This is a genomic window from Cryomorpha ignava (assembly GCF_010686655.1).
GTDB lineage: Bacteria > Bacteroidota > Bacteroidia > Flavobacteriales_D > Cryomorphaceae > Cryomorpha > Cryomorpha ignava.
On sequence record NZ_JAAGVY010000026.1, the window covers coordinates 51,117 to 66,737 of the forward strand.

At 41.2% G+C, this 15,621-nt stretch carries 12 protein-coding genes and 1 tRNA gene; 8 read left to right on the forward strand and 5 right to left on the reverse strand.

Annotated elements, in window-relative coordinates:
- Nucleotides 1-23 precede the first annotated feature (23 nt).
- Complete coding sequence (locus G3O08_RS13245) at nt 24-677, reverse strand: carboxypeptidase-like regulatory domain-containing protein (RefSeq protein WP_163285864.1); 654 nt, start codon at nt 675-677, stop codon at nt 24-26.
- 97 nt (nt 678-774) lie between these two features.
- Here G3O08_RS13245 and G3O08_RS13250 point away from each other — a divergent pair, with 97 nt between their 5' ends.
- Nucleotides 775-1,845 (forward strand): T9SS type A sorting domain-containing protein, encoded by a 1,071-nt coding sequence (locus tag G3O08_RS13250; RefSeq protein WP_163285865.1) that lies wholly within the window; start codon nt 775-777, stop codon nt 1,843-1,845.
- On the opposite strand, the gene G3O08_RS13255 is transcribed toward G3O08_RS13250, so the two are convergent.
- On the reverse strand, nt 1,835-4,486 hold the full coding sequence (locus G3O08_RS13255; protein ID WP_163285866.1) for a S8 family serine peptidase: 2,652 nt from the start codon (nt 4,484-4,486) through the stop codon (nt 1,835-1,837). The genes G3O08_RS13250 and G3O08_RS13255 overlap by 11 nt on opposite strands.
- Before the next feature lie 154 nt (nt 4,487-4,640).
- On the opposite strand from G3O08_RS13255, the gene G3O08_RS13260 reads away from it, so the two are divergent.
- The 5 genes from G3O08_RS13260 to G3O08_RS13280 are packed head-to-tail and all read left to right on the forward strand — an operon-like array spanning nt 4,641 to nt 11,223.
- Complete coding sequence (locus tag G3O08_RS13260) at nt 4,641-5,990, forward strand: NAD(P)/FAD-dependent oxidoreductase (RefSeq protein WP_163285867.1); 1,350 nt, start codon at nt 4,641-4,643, stop codon at nt 5,988-5,990.
- Complete coding sequence (locus tag G3O08_RS13265) at nt 5,987-7,750, forward strand: 4Fe-4S binding protein (protein WP_163285868.1); 1,764 nt, start codon at nt 5,987-5,989, stop codon at nt 7,748-7,750. The genes G3O08_RS13260 and G3O08_RS13265 overlap by 4 nt, the downstream gene beginning before the upstream one ends.
- Nucleotides 7,751-7,767: 17 nt before the next feature.
- Nucleotides 7,768-8,457 (forward strand): glycosyltransferase family 2 protein, encoded by a 690-nt coding sequence (locus G3O08_RS13270; RefSeq protein ID WP_163285869.1) that lies wholly within the window; start codon nt 7,768-7,770, stop codon nt 8,455-8,457.
- Entirely contained in the window at nt 8,450-9,916 is a 1,467-nt protein-coding gene (locus tag G3O08_RS13275; protein WP_163285870.1) for a cellulose synthase family protein, read from the forward strand. Before G3O08_RS13270 ends, G3O08_RS13275 begins: the two co-directional genes overlap by 8 nt.
- Nucleotides 9,913-11,223 (forward strand): hypothetical protein, encoded by a 1,311-nt coding sequence (locus G3O08_RS13280; RefSeq protein ID WP_163285871.1) that lies wholly within the window; start codon nt 9,913-9,915, stop codon nt 11,221-11,223. The genes G3O08_RS13275 and G3O08_RS13280 overlap by 4 nt, the downstream gene beginning before the upstream one ends.
- Here the strand turns inward: G3O08_RS13280 and xerD are convergent.
- Nucleotides 11,202-12,107 carry a site-specific tyrosine recombinase XerD gene (gene xerD, locus G3O08_RS13285; protein WP_163285872.1) on the reverse strand — a complete coding sequence of 302 codons (906 nt, stop codon included), beginning with the start codon at nt 12,105-12,107 and terminating at the stop codon, nt 11,202-11,204. The two genes, G3O08_RS13280 and xerD, sit on opposite strands and share 22 nt — an antisense overlap.
- A 54-nt stretch (nt 12,108-12,161) precedes the next feature.
- Between xerD and aroQ the strand changes: the two genes are divergently transcribed.
- Entirely contained in the window at nt 12,162-12,587 is a 426-nt protein-coding gene (aroQ, locus tag G3O08_RS13290; protein ID WP_163285873.1) for a type II 3-dehydroquinate dehydratase, read from the forward strand.
- Here aroQ and G3O08_RS13295 read toward each other — a convergent pair.
- On the reverse strand, nt 12,569-13,615 hold the full coding sequence (locus tag G3O08_RS13295) for a glycosyltransferase family 2 protein (protein ID WP_163285874.1): 1,047 nt from the start codon (nt 13,613-13,615) through the stop codon (nt 12,569-12,571). The two genes, aroQ and G3O08_RS13295, sit on opposite strands and share 19 nt — an antisense overlap.
- A 30-nt stretch (nt 13,616-13,645) precedes the next feature.
- Complete coding sequence (locus G3O08_RS13300; protein ID WP_163285875.1) at nt 13,646-15,130, reverse strand: GWxTD domain-containing protein; 1,485 nt, start codon at nt 15,128-15,130, stop codon at nt 13,646-13,648.
- A gap of 118 nt (nt 15,131-15,248) precedes the next feature.
- Here G3O08_RS13300 and G3O08_RS13305 point away from each other — a divergent pair.
- Nucleotides 15,249-15,333, forward strand: a tRNA-Ser gene (locus G3O08_RS13305).
- Nucleotides 15,334-15,621 lie beyond the last annotated feature (288 nt).

The following is a 15,621-nucleotide window of genomic DNA, read 5'->3' on the forward strand; positions in this document are numbered from 1 at the left end:
AATTTAACTGAATTCTAGAATTTTTATTGCCCTTTTCCACGTTCGCGATCCGATTTGAAATCGCCACGTTTCCATGCCTGGATAAACTCGCCCCATGCCACAGGATTGAAAATGTTCATCGGGGGAGCCTGTCCGGCGTAATAAATTTGCTGCTGGTATTCCTGCATTGAGTATTTAAACGTTTCGCCACCACTTGGCATTGCGGCATCCATACGGGCAATCATATCTGCCTGATAAAGATTTTTTTGAGCGCGATCGTAATCTGTTTCGGGAATTTCCATTGCCAAAAAGGCTTCTTTAAACTGTTCGCGTGTCGGCCACGGATATACTATAGTTTCCTGAAGTTGCACTGTATCTGAATTCATTATTTGAATCAGCGAATACTTATTTTGGGTCAAAGAATCTGGAATTATAAAACGATTTCTCTTAAAGCCTACTGCCGAAAAGAGAATAGAATCGCCCTTTTGAGCTACAAAAGAAAAATAGCCGTAATAATCTGTCATCGTTCCCCGACCTGTTTGCTCAATGAGCACATTTGTAAATGGAACCGGGTTTAAACTGTCGCCGGTTATTACAACACCCGAAAACTGAATGAGGTCGTCGTCACCTGGTTGAGCATAGGATGTAGAGAGACTTATAAAAATAAAAAACGTCGAGAGGAGTAAGAGTTGCTTCATATGTAAGGTAAACTTTCAAAAGTAAGCGTTTTTAATGGTAAAAAGTTGATATGGCATTGATAAAATAGTTAATTTTCGGCAAATCAATTCATTCGGAATGAAAATTATTTTTACAACCTCCTTATTTATCGGGTTTTTGGGTACAATTTACGCACAGTTAATTATTGATGGCTCAAATTTTACACAGGCCGGTACTGTTTTAAATTATGAAACGGCGAGCCCGGCTTGGACTGCAAACCAAAACTTGATAGCTACAAGCGGCGGCGCTGCTTTATGGAATGCCGAAGATTGGGTCTCTATTACCGAGAATACCGAAACTTATATTCCGATTTCAGGTTTATCATCCATTATCCAGATTTTTTTCAATAATAACTTCTTGTATCCGGCTACTTTTTCAACCCATGCCATTGCGGTAGGTGCAGAAATCGTTGATTTGCCTTTGCCCGTTGAGATTTCTGATGGATATGCATATTTTAGAAATGATGAAACGGGCTATTACAATACGGGTTCTAGCTTTGCCGTGCAGGGTTTTCCGCTGGTAACGCAGAATGAGCTTGTGGAACGCATTTTCAAATTCCCAATGCAATTTGGTGATACAGATACCAGTGCGCTCGCTTTTCTTACTTCGATACCTACATTGGGTGCTTTTGGGCAGAATGCAACACGATTTAGTGAAGTTGATGGCGAAGGCGTTTTAACTACACCTTATGGCTCTTACGATGTATTGCGCGTTCGCGCAGAGCGCTATATCACCGATACCGTATTTATTGAACAGTTGGGGGGTGGACAATCAGTTAATAGACCACTCCAAATTGATTATGCCTGGATTTCGCCCGAAATGCAAGCGCCAATTCTGGAAATGTCTGTTGTTGAGAATTTGGTAATATCTGCCCGAATGCTCAAAGAAGACGGTACAGTAGGGATTAAAGAATATAAGAATTCAGGTTTTGCGATTTATCCCAATCCGGTAAAAGATTATATTCATGTAGAAACGCCATTTCCCGAAAGGGCACAAATAACACTATACGATATGCAGGGACGCATGGTCTTAGAAACCAAACTACAATCGGAAACAATTAGCCTCAAAAAAATGAATCCCGGAATCTATCTTGTAAAGATTTCCGGGATTCATGAAACGTTTGTTGAAAAGCTAATAATTACCGAATAGCCAGCTTTTTAACTGATTTAGAGCCATCGTTCCAATCTATTGTTACAAGATATACTCCTGTTACGAGAGTGGACAAATCAAAATTATTCTGAGATCCGGGTATTGCTTCCTGATAAACTTTGCGACCGTAAATGTCATAAACAGTGAGGTTTTCGGCTTTGTTAAAATCTTCAGTCTCTACTGTGAATATACCTTTGGTAGGATTTGGGAAAATTGTAAACTCAATACTCTTTTCTCGTTTTGAGAGTCCGGTATCGTTACCCATTTCTACGTTTATATTGTCTATCAAAAGATGATTTCCATGTCGGTTAATACCTTCAAAGACGATGTAAAACTCCGGACTAAATAGCGCTTCGATCAAATCAAATTCCAACTCAATATTCTGCCACTCTTCTCCGCTCTGCGGAAGCAACGCAAAAGCACCTTCGTTAACGGTATAAATATCATTGCCTCCACGTCGAAAAATTTCAGAATTATAGTCTGGGTCTTCGCTACATTGCTGACGTACATAGATGGCGAGCGTATCTTTTGTAAAATTATTGCTACTCCCTTTTCTATAAAATAGATCGAAACTCAAAACCGCCGGCCCCACAACGTTAAAGTCGGTTGGTAGCGTAATAAGCGGAGTAATAAGCTGATCTCTTTGACTGGCAATGGGATAGTATTCTCTAAAATCCATCCATGCCGCAGTTCCCGGCTCGCCATTGCTTTGAATAATATTAGAAAGGGTGTCCCAGGTAGTTTTACTATCAGGGTTTATTATCGTCCAACGGTCGGCAGAGATTCCGTTTTCAAAATCTTCAGAAAAAGAATCAATGCCTTCGACGGGTAAAATTCTCCACCTTACAATATTGTGGTTGTTAAAAGAGTTAAACTCATTTTCCAATTCTTCTATCCATATATGTAGCTCATTATCAGAAGCGGTGGTGTATAAAACCTCAGGTAGAGTGATCTGCATTTCACTACCGGCTAGAAGTATGATTTCATCGTCGGTATATGTGGCTATAGATCCATCATTAAGCTGCGAATAAACAGTTATCCCCATTAAATCATCAGTCCCTTTATTGCTTACGGTGATGATTGGTGAAAAGTCATTGGAGGTATAGCCGCATTGCAAATCTTCAGTTGGATAATCTATAGACACCAAATCCAAATCAACTTCGGAAGAAGACGGCAATACGGGTACATTTGATTCTGATAAATAATCAAAAGCATCCTTAACATTTATCATTCCCATGCCATATGTATTGTCTTCTCCGGCCGGGCCGAGGTCTGTTGCAGAATAGTATAGAGCCAGCATCAAATCTTCGCCAGAGAGATACGGGAAAGCCTCTTTCAGCAATAAAATAGCTCCGCTTACGTGAGGAGATGCCATAGAGGTACCGCTATATAAAGCGTAGCCCCCATTTTCTACGCTAGAGCGCACGTTTACACCCGGTGCCGAAACTTCTGGTTTAATCAGCAAGCTGCCCTCACCGCCGCAAAGGCTGGGTCCGCGGCTTGAAAATTCTGCAATGGGCCAAATACTGGACAAATTACCATTAACAGCGCCAGTGGTAAAAGAATTTACAAGGCCGGTATTGATATTATGCGGTACGCTAATTGTCATCGGATCAGGCCCTTCGTTTCCTGCGCTAAATACATTGGCTATACCGGCAGCTTGAACTGCAGTCAATACCGCAGAAACCAATTCAGGACAGGTTGTCCAGTCCTGATCTACTACTGAATTGTTACGTCCCCACGAATTGTTTATTACATCTGGTATATCGTTGCTTGTATCTACATCGCCATCGGGATTCATTGCCCATTCATATCCGAGCATAAGTTCTGAAAGTGGTTTCACAAGCGCCAAGTCAGATACAATTGGGTCGGTAGCAATAAGATAGGCTCCAAAGGCTACTCCAATCGTATCGGCTGTAGCAGTATCGAGTCCCAAAATTGTTCCACTTACATGGGTTCCATGGCTGCTTGATTTATCGGTAGGTACAGGGCTGTCATATCCGAACCAGGTAGAAGTGTAAGGCATTCGATTTACGAGATATCGGTTTTCAAACGCTGGATGGTTGGGCCATGCTCCTGTGTCAAATGTCAAAGCCATGCGACCATTTCCGGTATAGCCCAAGGCCCACATTTCAGGAGCGCCAATGGCAGCCAGGCCGGGCTCAATGCCTCCTACGCTTTTTGATTCTGATTTATCTCCTTTTTCGGGCTCAATCAGTCCATATTCAGCCACATTAAGTTCTATACGCTCGATAGATTCTAAGTCAGCAAGTTCATTTATTAAGGCAGCACTTGCATTTAGTGCAATAGCATTGGCAATCCAGAAACGCTGTAACTGCGTATATTGCAGAAAACTGTTTTCAATAAAGCTCGTAACTGCAGGCTGAGTATGGTTGGCTTTTGCTTTAAGCGCTTGCATAACCAATTTTGCCCGTTCTGAAACTGGAATTTTATTGGTTTTCATTTCTAATTCCAGTTGATTAATGTCTATCGCATCGGCGAGAACAAGAAATACCGGAATCAATTCATTTTCATCGGCAGAAGCTAATTTTTCAATAACTCCTTGCTCTAAAAAGGCATGTTGAGCAAAAGTAGTTGAAAATAAGGCGAGTAAGGTGATTGAGAGTAGAGCTTTTTTCATGAATTGTATATTTAGAGATGGGAAATGTACAAAACTCACAGATTAAATTCAGTTGTATTTAATTGGAAAATAGAAATGCTTCGTTTTAAACTTATTGAGAATAGAAAACATTTTAAATAAAATCGCTTACTTTCGATGCGAACATGATGAACATATGGCACACGGAACAGTAATTATTGGCAATGGAATAGCCGGAATTACAGCGGCACGAGAGATGCGGAAAATTTCTGATGAGCGCATACAGGTTATTTCAATTGAAACTCCTTATTTTTTTTCGCGAACAGCCCTTATGTACGTGTATATGGGGCATATGAAGTTTGAACATACAAAGCCCTATGAAAACTGGTTTTGGGAAAAGAACAGAATTGAGCTTGTACAAGCCCTGGTTGAAAAAGTAAATCCTGAAAAGAATGAATTGCTATTATCTACAGGCGAGCAGATTAAATATGATAAATTACTGATTGCAACCGGTTCTAAAACTCAATATTTCGACTGGAAAGGTCTGGATTACAAAGGTGTGCAAGGATTGTATAGTTTTCAGGATCTTGAGAAGCTTGAAGCAAATACGCCAAAGCCATTTCAGAAAGACCATCCAACTAAGAAGGCAATTATTGTCGGAGCCGGACTCATAGGTGTTGAGCTCGCTGAAATGCTGAACACCAGAGATATAGAAGTAACGATGCTGGTGCGCGAAGGAGCTTTTTGGAATGGAGTATTAACCCCTTCAGAGGCAGCCGAAATAGGCCACCATATTGAGAGTCACGGTATAAAATTGATGTTTGAAAGTGAACTTGACGAAGTGCTGGCAGATGATTCCGGAAAAGTGCGCGCTGTTCGCACTAAAAAGAACGAAGAGTTGGAATGCCAGCTTGTGGGAATTACTACAGGGGTTAAACCAAATATAGATTTTTTAAAGAATACTGGAATAGAATCAGATAAGGGAATCCTGGTAGATGAATATCTCGAAACAAATATTCCGAACATCTACGCAGCTGGTGATTGTGCGCAAATGCGTGAGGCAAGCTCGGGAAGAAAACCGGTAGAAGCTGTATGGTATGTGGGAAGAATGATGGGAGAGGTAGCGGGAGCGAATTTAGCCGGAAAGAAAACGGCTTATAAGCCTGGACCTTGGTTTAATTCCGCCAAGTTTTTTGATATTGAATATCAAACCTATGGGAATGTTATGGCAAAACCTGAAGATAAGCAAGAGCAGTATTTTTGGAAAGTGAAAGACAAAAATAAATTTATGACCATTGCCTGGCAAAAAGAGACGAATGTCTTTCTAGGAATAAACACTTTTGGAATCAGGCTGAGGCACGAGTATTTCAACAACGTATTAAAAAAGAAAATGACCGTGGGCGAAGTAATAGGAGGAATGCGCATTGCCAATTTTGATACAGAGTTTTATTCAAAATGGGATAAGGCCTTAAAAAATGATTTTACAAGCGAAACGGGTATCGAAATACGCGAACCAAACATGCTTCAAAAACTTCTTCAGAGATGAAAAACGATACACTAAAAAAATTAGGGTTGACCCTTTTTGTGATTGCGGTAACAGTCTTCTTCTCACTCTCGTTTATTGTGGATATATCATTCAAAGACAAGGATGTATCTAGTTTACTTGAAGAAAAAAATAAAGGCTTGGCTAATATTGTTAGCACCATAGATCCTGCGCCGGCTTACCAGATGCCAGGCGCTTTGCGTAACGCTTTCAATCAATATAATGAAGTGATTGTAAATGAGTATGGTATAAAGGATGATGAGCTGAAAAATTTTATTGAAAAATTAGATTCTGACGCCTCTAAATTCGATACTTCAGCAGTTCAAAGCTTTTTTGGAAAAGATGATTTTCTAACCACTAAATTTCTGGAAAATACCAGCTGGATGATTGGTAGAGATTGGCAAAATTTCGATCAGTTTAAAAACAGCATCAATGACAAACTTCAGAATGTAAATAAGGCAGTAGTTTCGGAATATGGATTGGGCGCGGAGAAGCAAGATGCAATGGTTTTAATACTTATGACGGTTGGGGCTCCAGATTTTTTGAAAACCGGCTTGTGGGCTTTCCTTATTTTTGGATTGGCTGTAGCCGGCGGGTTTATTCACTTTATTCCATTATGGCGCAAAAAGCCCGGTATTCACAACGACCATATTCATCACAATAAAAGTCAAACCAGGCAATGGCCGGCGATAATTGTATTTGTTTGTCTTGTAGGTTTTTACATATTCTTGTACCATTATCCACATTACCTCGCCAATCAGATTGCTCTCTTGAAACCACTTTCTGAAAATATGAGTGGTGGCGCTGCAAACCAGTGGTTTTTGTACGGATTTATGTACACCCTTGCCATGTTTACAATGGGCGCTCGTATGATGATAAAGTACCGAGGCAATATGTATCAGCAAGTGCGCACCGTTTCTGTATTCTTCTTTCAGGTGGCATTTGCTTTTACGCTTCCGCAAATATTGACACGTATGCAGCTACCGGCTTACGATTTAAAAAGTGCCTGGCCACTTGAATATAGCTTCTTTTTTGATTATCGAATTGATGAGTATATGCAGAATGGAAGCCTAGGTTTGTTCCTTTTCGGCTGGGGCGTTGTGCTTTTTGCAATTGGCGTACCATTGCTCACCTATTTTTATGGAAAGCGCTGGTATTGCTCATGGGTATGCGGTTGTGGCGGACTTGCAGAAACGGTGGGAGATCCTTACCGACATTTAAGCGATAAAAGTCTTGGATCATGGAAGATTGAGCGCTGGGTAGTGCATAGCGTATTGGTGTTTGCAGTATTTATGACGGCGTGGGTGCTCTATACCGCCATTTCGGGAGATTCTGAATTATTGGGAATTAATTCTTATAGCGTCCGTTCCACCTATGGGTTTTTTATCGGCTTTGTATTTGCCGGAGCAGTAGGTACCGGTTTTTACCCCGTAATGGGAAACAGGGTTTGGTGCCGGTTTGGATGCCCACTCGCCGCTTATTTGGGACTCGTGCAGCGCTTTAAAAGCCGTTTTAGAATTACGACCAATGGCGGCCAGTGTATATCTTGCGGAAATTGCTCTACCTATTGCGAAATGGGTATTGATGTACGTTGGTATGCCCAGCGCGGCCAGAACATCGTTCGATCAAGTTGTGTGGGTTGCGGGGTTTGCTCAGCGGTATGCCCGCGCGGCGTACTCAAATTGGAAAATAAAACTGAAGATGGCCGTATAAATGACAACCCTATTTTAATTGGCCGCGAAGGCGTAACACTTAACCTGTAAAACGCAACCAAGTATTGATGCATAAGCATATTGACGTGGTAATACCGGCCTTTAATGAGTCAGAAGCTGTTGGATTGGTTGTGCGTGATATTCCGAAAGAACTGGTACGCAACATTGTAGTAGTAGACAATAATTCAAGCGATAATACCAGAGCAGTAGCCGAAAGTGCAGGCGCAATCGTTATTGCCGAGGGCAAGCAGGGTTATGGTGCTGCCTGCCTTAAGGGATTGAGCTATCTAGCTTCATTGGCTGAAAAGCCTGATATAGTGGTATTTCTTGATGCTGATTATTCTGATTACCCACAAGAAATGTTTCAACTGGTTGCACCTATTTTAGACGGTGAAGCAGAGCTTGTAATTGGAAGCCGAAGTCTTGGAAATAGAGAAAAAGGTGCCATGATGCCACAGCAGGTGTTTGGAAATTGGCTTGCAACTACAATGATGAAGTATCTTTACGGTGCAAAATTTACCGATTTAGGCCCTTTCAGGGCAATAACCTGGAGAGCCCTCCAGGAAATAAATATGAAAGATCAAGACTATGGCTGGACGGTAGAAATGCAGGTAAAAGCTTTAAAGTTAGATATTTCCTATGCCGAAATACCGGTTAAATACCGAAAGCGGAAAGGGGTGTCAAAAATTACCGGAACAATAAAAGGGACAGTAATGGCTGGATATAAAATAATCTTAACAATTTTGCGGTATGCATAATTGGATTTGGGTCGTTATTGCTGTTTATGGTGTCGCCATGCTGTTTATTTTTATGTACAGCATGGTGCAGCTAAGCTTGCTTATTAATTATCGCAAGAGCAAGCGGAATGCTGCTGCTAATAAGGCAGAGACATTTATACTTCCTAAAGTTTTGGTTCAGCTACCCGTTTACAACGAACTTTACGTTGTAGAGCGCTTAATTGATGCCGCTGCACGCTTGAACTATCCAAAAGACAAGCTCGAAATACAACTGCTGGACGATAGTTCTGACGAGAGTTTTGAGGTCGCCACGCGCCGCATTCAACTTTGGAAAGAAAAAGGGATAAATATAAATCAGGTTAGACGCATTGATAGAAAGGGGTTTAAAGCTGGTGCGCTTCAGTATGGACTTGACTTAAGCGATGCACCCTTTATCGCCATTTTTGACGCTGACTTTATTCCCGATCCTGAATTCTTGAATCGCACCATCCCCGGATTTGCCAATAATAAAATTGGGATGATACAAACAAGATGGGAGCACTTAAACCGTGATTACTCGCTTCTTACTCGCGTACAGGCATTCGCACTTGATGCACATTTTACAGTTGAGCAAACCGGTAGAAACCAAGGGGCTCATTTTATCAACTTCAACGGTACCGCGGGAGTTTGGAGACGAGCATGTATAGACGATGCCGGGGGCTGGAGTGCAGATACGCTTACAGAAGATCTCGACCTGAGCTATAGAGCGCAATTAAAAGGATGGGAGTTCAAGTTTATGGAAGGAGTAGGAGCTCCGGCAGAGCTTCCGGCAGAAATGAACGCGCTTAAAAATCAGCAATATAGATGGAATAAAGGTGCCGCAGAGTGTGCAGTAAAACACTTGAAAAAAGTTATTACGACAAAAAATCTCACAGTCTCTACCCGGATTCACGCTTTTTTTCATCTTCTTAATTCAACTGTTTTTTTGTGGATTATTGTATGTGCGGTTTTGTCTCTACCACTGGTTTTTATAAAAGAACTGCACCCCGAGCTCAATAAAATATTCTATCTGGGAGCCATACTACTCTTAAGCTTCACGGTTCTTGCAATTTTCTACTACGTTTCCTTTCGGGAAATGGAAAAGGTGAAGAGCCGATCTACTTTTTTATGGCTATATCCGGCTTTTTTAAGCATTTCTATGGGCATGAGTCTACACAATGCACGAGCTGTTGTTTTGGGGTTTTCGGGAAAGCGAACGCCATTTATCAGAACGCCAAAATGGAATTTGATTGGTCAAACGGGTACCTTTGCTAATAAGAACTACAGCAGTAGAAATATTCCCGTAATCACCTGGTTTGAAGGGTTGTTGTGTTTGTATTTCATCGGTGCCTTAATCTTTGAAATCGCCATTGGAGCTTGGGGTTTTGTGCCCCTCCATCTAATGCTGATATTTGGCTTTGCCACAGTATTTATGTATAGCTTTAAAAACGGCGGCAATTGAAATTAGAACGCTCAAAACTTGCCCTAATACTCGCCCCGATCTATATTCTTGGCTTTATAGCTTTAACCGGTGTAGAGCGTAGCAATTTCTCTCTTCTTCTTACGGTCTACTCGGCTTTATTTGTAATTTATTTTGTGGCGGTTAAATATAAGCTGCGGTATGGGTTGTTTGCCGCAATTCTGCTATTTGCGGGAACGCGTATTCCCTTTTTCTTTGATCTGCCGCAGCTCAGTGACGATTTTTACCGCTTTATTTGGGATGGTATGTTGCTCAATGAGGGGTTAAACCCAATAGGTAGGGTGCCTTCGGCTCAACATATCTATGACTTTAAAGATACTGCCTTTGCTGAATTGCTTCTGGGCAAGATGAATTCTCCAGATTATTCAAGCGTTTACCCCACTTTCCATCAATTGTTTTTTGGTTTAGCCTATTTTTTCTCAGGGAGAGATTTGCTTGCCAATGTAAATGTCATGAGGGCATTTATTGTGATTTTTGAATTTACTTTTTTTCTCGTGCTGCTCGTTCGCGGACAAAATAAAGAGCAAAACTTTGTTTATGGCTATCTGCTCAATCCTCTGATTGTTATGGAAGGTGTTGGGAATGTGCATTTTGAAGCTGTTATGCTCCCATGGATAGCCATAGCTCTAATCGATTTTTCATCTACCAGATATCTCAGAGTTGCTGTAACATGGACAAGTGGGATTCTCGTAAAACTTACTCCCGCAATTTTAGGGCCTATGCTATTGTTTAGAATGGAGCCTAAGAGTCGTTTTTATTTTATTATGAGCTCGCTTTTTATTCTTTTTGTATTTCTGGGCATGCTTCAGCCATGGACGCTATTTACTGACCTTAGCAATGGTCTGGGACTTTATTTCGGATCTTTTGAGTTTAATGCGTCAATCTATTATTTACTTCGCGAAATTCTTACTCCTTTGGTAGGTTATAATCCCATTTCTTTTCTCGCTCCTTTATTGGCATTTATTGCTTTTGGGCTGATTGTGGCAGTATCCTGGTACCGCCGAAAATCGAATATTTTTGAACTGGCGCTGGTGGTTTTTCTTATCTATCTGCTTTTTTCCACTACGGTTCATCCATGGTACATTATTCCGGTGGTATATCTTGCTATTAGATCTGGCAGAGAGTATATTTTAATATGGTCCTTCACAGCTATTTTAAGCTATACGCATTATATGGGTGAACTGGGCCCAAAATGGGTTTATCTGTCAGTAGAGTATTGTTTGCTCGGTCTGGCCATTTTCATGGAATCGAAAAGAAAAAGATGGCTTCAACCCAAATTGCGTGGGTGATAAGTTAATATGTTTTCACGTAAATAATTTCTATCCAGATGGGTGTAAATTTCTGTGGTAGTGATGCTTTCATGTCCAAGCATTTCTTGAACCGCACGCAAATCTGCACCGTGCTCTACCAAATGGGTTGCGAAGGAATGGCGGAATGTGTGCGGGCTGATATTTTTGGTGATTTCCGCTTTTAATGCACTCTTTTTCACAATATTAAATACCGAAATTCTGCTAATACCCTTTCCATTTTTATTTAAAAACAAGATGTCTCTACTCTTTGAATCAATTTTTTTGTGAATTCTGATTTGATCGCGGTATTGTGCTATGTATTTCAATGCCTGACCTCCAACTGGAACGAGCCGCTCTTTGTCGCCTTTTCCAATTACACGTATAAATCCGAGCTTGTCGCGAATATTAGAAACTTGCAAACCAGTTAATTCGCTTACGCGAAGACCGCAGCTATAGAGGGTTTCAAGCATGGCGCGATTTCTTGTGCCTTCGGGTGTGCTCAGGTCAATGCTATCAAATATGGCAGTAATCTCAATTTCGCTAAGCGTGTCGGGAAGCTTGCGCGCTATTTTCGGAGTTTCCAATAATTCGGCAGGATCGTCATTGCGCAGATTTTCCATAAGCAAATATTTAAAAAATGCTTTGATTCCAGATATCATCCGAGCCTGCGATACAGCTTCCTGACCAGATTTGGCAGTTAGATGTACAAATTCCATAAGCATCTCGTGATCCGTCTTTTTGGGGTTTATTCCGGCGTAATTCTCCGCCATAAAACCGGACAGTTTACGAATGTCGTTTTTATACGCTGCAATTGTATTTTGACTTAGAGATCGCTCTAATTTCAAATACGATTCAAAGCCTTTTTGAAGTGTTTGCCAGTCCACAGTTGGTTTGTCTTTCTACTTCCGTAAATTTGACCATTAAAACTGTTCAAATACGTGAAAAATATCTTAGTTATTAACGGCCCTAATTTGAATTTATTAGGTAAGCGGGAGCCCGTGCTTTATGGAAGTCAGGATTTTTCTGAAGTTCTGGATGAGTTAAAGTCAGATTTTCCTGATTGCACCATTTCCTATTTTCAAAGCAATAATGAATCAGAATTGATTAATGCCTTGCACGCTGCCGCAGATAGTGGGATAGAAGGAGCTGTTTTTAATCCTGCGGCATTTACGCATACCTCTATCGCGCTGGCCGATGCAGTAGCCGCTATTGATCTTCCGGTGGTAGAAGTACATATTTCCAATATTTATGGACGTGAGGATTTTAGACAAAAATCGTATATCAGCAAATATGCAGCAGGGGTTATAGCGGGTTTTGGTGTGGCGGGCTACCGCCTGGCTGTAAGCTATTTGGTGCGATCTTGACGAATAAAAAAGCGACTTGGTAAAGCACCAAAAACCCTTTTCTTTCCTATATAGTATTCTTTTACAATACTTTCCCTATAAAACCCGGTTTGATTGAATTGCGTTTTCTTCCCACGCCAGTATCTGCGCTTCTTTCTAATAGTTTTAAGGTGGCTGTAAAAATACAAATGAGCTCTTAAGACTGCAAAGGAATGAGAAATTCCTCTTGAAAAAATCATGCTTCCTGCCGCAAGTCCATCAAGAACCATCCGCGTAAACACAAGCTTGTAAAAACTTTTGCGATAGTCGTTTTTTACGATTAGGGTCAGGCTATTTCGAAAATTCAAATAGGTTTTATGTGCCCTCTGTGCAGATAGCGTTCCGCCACCAAGGTGATAAACACGCGATTGAGGGAAACAGTATATCTGATAATCTTGGTTTTTGAGCCTCCAGCACAAGTCAATTTCTTCCATGTGAGCAAAAAAGTCCTTATCGAGTCCTTCTACTTTGTGGTAAGCATCTGCTCTAACCACCATACATGCGCCTGTGGCCCAGAATATTTCGCGCGTATCGTCGTGCTGACTTATGTCGCGTTCGCAATTGTCAAAAATTCGGCCACGGCAAAAAGGATATCCGTATTTATCAATAAATCCGCCGGAAGCACCGGCGTATTCAAAGTGGTCCCGCTGATTATATGATTTTATTTTGGGTTGCGCTGCAGCTATACGCTTATTGGCATCCATTTCTGTTACAATGATATCGAGCCAGTTTGGGGTAACTTCTACATCACTGTTTAGCAAAACATAATAAGTGGCGTCTATTTCTTTAAGAGCCAAATTATAGCCTTCTGCAAAACCGTGATTTTCTGCAAATTTAATCGTTTGAATTTGTGGATACGCGCTTTTTAAAAATTCGAGTGAATCGTCGTTGGAGCCATTATCAGCTACAATAATTTCAGCCCAGATAGGAGTATGTGATACAACCGATGGAAGAAAGGTTTCGAGATGGGTTCTTCCATTATAGTTTAAAATAACAACTGCAGCTTTCAAATGCGTCTCAGACTTAATAAGGCTGCAAACTTAGCGAGGATTATTAAAATAATCATCTATCCTACCACCATATTCGTCATTTGGACTGGTTCTATCTACGTTATTTTGGGGCGTATCGCGCTGCTGCAGCATCATTTTCCAGCGGTAATTATTGGTTTCTCCTGGTATATTTTCACTGTGTAGTAATTCGTAGTCTTGCCCGAGGAGCATGGGATCATAAAAGACAAACTTTACATTATTAAATTTCCCGGCTTTGTAGTAGTGCCATATAATGTAAGGATAGGATGAGGACTCATTTGCGCGATCTACAATATCATTTGGAGCGTCATACTTTAAGAATATCCTTCCCTGATCGGTTTCATAACCGCGTTTATTGGTAGTGCCAAATTGTTTTTGAGCAATATCTACTTTTGCCTTGTAATCCAACCACGCTTTTTCAGAGTTCTCTTTGCCGCGAAGATCCCAAAACGCATAAAAATAGCGCTGAAGATATTTCAACTCAATTTTACTTACGTCGCTCATTGAGTTATTCATAGCGTAAAGTTCAGATGCAGTAGAGATGGGGCGCAAAGATTTAAAATATTCGTAGAGCAGCATTTTCTGATCATATTTATTTATCCAGCTCATTGCAATTTGGTCATCAGTGAATGAATCTACGTCCGCGGCTTTTTCGGGAACCGATCTTTGCACCTGCAATTTTTGCATTGCCAGCGGTTTATTTTCTTTCGAAATAACTTCAATCACTATATCGTATTTGCCGGCAGGCAGATCTGTAATAGGGATGCGACTTAAAACAGGCGTAACTTCTCCGGCATTTCTGCGGAGGTTTACAACGGTATAAGGCACTGGAACTCCATTTGCTGTATCTGCAATATAAGCCCGCACTAAAAATTTATCGCCGACAATATCATCAGTAGCCGAGTATATTTCCGCATAAAAAACCAATTCATTCATTCCGGCTCTTAACTCATCATCGTTTACCATTGGTATTATATCGTAACCAGATTTGGAGTAAACTCCCGGCGATTCTGTATTTTTATAAGCCGAAACCAGCTCAATATCAGAGATAAACACTCCGGAAGCAGGAGGGGAGGGAACAATTAGTTTGAGATGAGATGATTGCGGGGTATCCGCAGGGTCAAACATATCTGAAATTTGAATTTCAAGATCATAGGTTCCTGAAGGTAAAACAAACCGTTCTACATCAATAAAATCGACTATCGCATCAGCCGACATGTCGGGCGAATCAATTACTTTCTTGTCGAATGTAATAATCTCATCACCTTTTTTAAAGATAAGTGTAAGCTGAACCTGACTTTTTAAGACACCATCGCCCATATCTTTCAAAACAACGGAAGATCCCGAAATATCGAAATAGGTTTCCACAACTGTACCACGATCAGGCACATAAAACACTTTGTAGTTAAAAACAGCAAGCGGCGATGCGTTTGCGGATAGTACCATTGCAAAGACTAGGAGCAGAGAAATCGAAATTTTTTTCAGGGCTTCTTTCATGTGTAAGTTTATTGTAAACCGTGAAGTTACGAAAAGGCCTTGGGTGTAAAAAACGAAAAAATCAAGAAAATTGTTAAGCTGAATTTTGTGGATTGATTAAAACGTGTACTTTTGCGCCGGAGAAGTGGCAGAGTGGTCGAATGCACCGGTCTTGAAAACCGGCGTACCGCAAGGTACCGGGGGTTCGAATCCCTCCTTCTCCGCATCGACCACAGACCCGTCAAGCCGGAAGGCTTGACGGGTTTTTTAATGCCTAAATTTTCGGATGCTAGCATCCAGAAAATTTAGGCATTAAAAAACCATTCCTGCGCAGCAGAATGGGTCTGTGGTCGCTGCGTAGCGCCCCCTCTGGGATGCCGCGCCATTTTTTCGGCGCGGCAATCCCGAGTGGGGCAGCGTGGGCTTTTAGTTTGGAACAATCCTGCTAGCATCCAGAAAATTTAGGCATTAAAAAACCATTCCTGCGCAGCAGAATGGGTCTGTGGTCGATG

What these genes read in the sequence shown, in the direction of transcription:
- G3O08_RS13245 (WP_163285864.1), bottom strand. Translation starts at nt 677, where the DNA reads ATGAAGCAACTCTTACTCCTCTCGACGTTTTTTATTTTTATAAGTCTC.
- G3O08_RS13250 (WP_163285865.1), top strand. Translation starts at nt 775, where the DNA reads ATGAAAATTATTTTTACAACCTCCTTATTTATCGGGTTTTTGGGTACA.
- G3O08_RS13255 (WP_163285866.1), bottom strand. Translation starts at nt 4,486, where the DNA reads ATGAAAAAAGCTCTACTCTCAATCACCTTACTCGCCTTATTTTCAACT.
- G3O08_RS13260 (WP_163285867.1), top strand. Translation starts at nt 4,641, where the DNA reads ATGGCACACGGAACAGTAATTATTGGCAATGGAATAGCCGGAATTACA.
- G3O08_RS13265 (WP_163285868.1), top strand. Translation starts at nt 5,987, where the DNA reads ATGAAAAACGATACACTAAAAAAATTAGGGTTGACCCTTTTTGTGATT.
- G3O08_RS13270 (WP_163285869.1), top strand. Translation starts at nt 7,768, where the DNA reads ATGCATAAGCATATTGACGTGGTAATACCGGCCTTTAATGAGTCAGAA.
- G3O08_RS13275 (WP_163285870.1), top strand. Translation starts at nt 8,450, where the DNA reads ATGCATAATTGGATTTGGGTCGTTATTGCTGTTTATGGTGTCGCCATG.
- G3O08_RS13300 (WP_163285875.1), bottom strand. Translation starts at nt 15,130, where the DNA reads ATGAAAGAAGCCCTGAAAAAAATTTCGATTTCTCTGCTCCTAGTCTTT.